At 60.4% G+C, this 1,989-nt stretch carries 2 protein-coding genes; both read right to left on the bottom strand.

The window, feature by feature from the left end:
- Positions 1-80: 80 nt before the first annotated feature.
- Complete coding sequence (locus tag Q0341_RS00050; RefSeq protein WP_299509632.1) at positions 81-1,343, bottom strand: aspartate kinase; 1,263 nt, start codon at positions 1,341-1,343, stop codon at positions 81-83.
- Between the two features lie 157 nt (positions 1,344-1,500).
- A partial coding sequence (locus tag Q0341_RS00045; RefSeq protein ID WP_299509630.1) for a TilS substrate-binding domain-containing protein occupies positions 1,501-1,989 on the bottom strand: 489 nt, incomplete at its 5' end.

Below are 1,989 nucleotides of genomic sequence, written 5' to 3'. Positions count from 1 at the left end.
GAGGCTCTACACCCCATACTCCCTTAGCAGGGGAGCACCTTCGGCCACTCGGTCACGTTTCCAGTGTGTCAAATTATAACTCAGGCTTGGTCCAGATCGAAGGCTTTGTGCAGGGCGCGCACAGCCAATTCCATGTATTTTTCGTCGATCACGACCGAGGTCTTGATTTCTGAGGTCGAGATCATCTGGATGTTGATGCCCTCTTCGCTCAGGCTGCGGAACATCTTGCTGGCCACGCCCACATGGCTGCGCATGCCGATGCCGACGATCGATACTTTGCAGATTTTGGCGTCGCCCGTCACCTCTGCTGCGCCAAGCGCTGGCAACACTTTTTCCTGAAGCAGGTCGATGGTTTTGGCGTAATCGTTGCGGTGCACGGTGAAGCTGAAGTCGGTCTTGCCGTCTTTGCTCAGGTTCTGGATGATCACATCGACTTCGATGTTGGCATCGGCCACGGCACCCAGAATTTGGTACGCAATGCCGGGCTTGTCGGGCACGCCCAACACAGAGATTTTGGCTTCGTCGCGGTTGAATGCGATGCCGGAAACGACGGCTTGTTCCATTTTTTCGTCCTCCTCAAAAGTGATCAGGGTGCCAGATGCGGCTTCTTCGTTGATGTCAATGTCCCAAGGGGTGAAGCTCGACAGCACGCGCATGGGCACTTTGTATTTGCCGGCAAATTCAACCGACCGAATTTGCAGGACTTTGGAGCCCATCGAGGCCATCTCCAGCATCTCTTCAAAGCTCACGGTGGTCAGGCGACGGGCCTCGGGCACCACGCGGGGGTCGGTGGTGTAGACGCCGTCCACATCGGTGAAGATGAGGCATTCGTGGGCCTTCATTGCCGCAGCCACGGCCACGGCCGAGGTGTCCGAGCCGCCACGGCCCAACGTGGTGATGTTGCCGTTGTCATCCACCCCTTGAAAGCCGGTGATGATCACGACTTTGCCCGCGTTCAGGTCGGCACGCACGCGTTTGTCGTCAATCGACTCGATGCGGGCTTTGGTGAAGGCGTCGTTGGTTTTGATGGCCACTTGCCAGCCGGCGTAGCTGACTGAGGGCTGGCCTTCGGCTTGCAGCGCAATCGCCAAAAGCGCCGACGAAGCCTGTTCTCCAGTGGAGGCGAGCATGTCGAGTTCGCGGTGGTAGGCAATGTCGGGCTTGGCGGGCGAGAGCTCTTTGGCCAGTCCGAGCAAGCGGTTGGTCTCGCCGCTCATGGCGCTGGGCACCACCACGATTTGGTGGCCTGCACGCGCCCATTTGGCCACGCGCTTGGCGACATTGCGGATGCGCTCGGTCGAGCCCATCGAGGTGCCGCCGTATTTGTGAACGATCAAAGCCATTTTGAATTTTGCATAAAAAAGTAAGGCCGGGTGCGGTCTTGGCAGGCGCTGAGCATGCTTGCACCCCTGTTGGATGGCCGAATTTCGAAGCCCAGCAAAGCCTGTCAATTGTACCCACGGGGCTGGCGCTTTCTTGACCCCGAGGCCAGCCTTGCGATCAATCCGCGTGCCAGCCCAGCTGCAAGCCCTCGCGCACGACATGGCCCTGCCCGGCTTTCAAGTCCAGTCGATGCCCCCGAGTGGTGCACGCGGCCACTTGGTCGAGCAGTTCCGTCAGCTGCGCGGTGCTGGGTGTGGTGGCGTGGTGCTGCCGCAGCCAGTGGCGCAAGACCAACGCTTGACGTGCACGGCTGAGCAGCTGCAAAGCCTGGATGCGGGGCGGCACGCCCACTTGCAACAGGTCTTGCGTGGCCACTTCGATCAACACCTCTTGGGCTTGCGCGGCATGGGCAGCGCTGCGGGCAAAGGTTTCGCGAAAAGCGGGCAAGGCTTGTGCCAAAGCGGGCAAGACCCGCGCACGGATGCGGTTGCGGGTGAAGCGTTCGTCGGTGTTGCTGGGGTCTTCGACCCAGCTTTGCCCCTCAAGTTGGAGCCACTCGCGCAAAGCCGCGCCGGGCATCGCCAGCCAGGGTCGGTGCCAGTTCAG

Origin of the sequence: uncultured Limnohabitans sp., from assembly GCF_937889215.1 — a bacterium.
Lineage (GTDB): Bacteria > Pseudomonadota > Gammaproteobacteria > Burkholderiales > Burkholderiaceae_C > Limnohabitans_A.
Note: the sequence above shows the minus strand (reverse complement) of the source record. Positions and strands in the feature narration are given on the sequence as shown.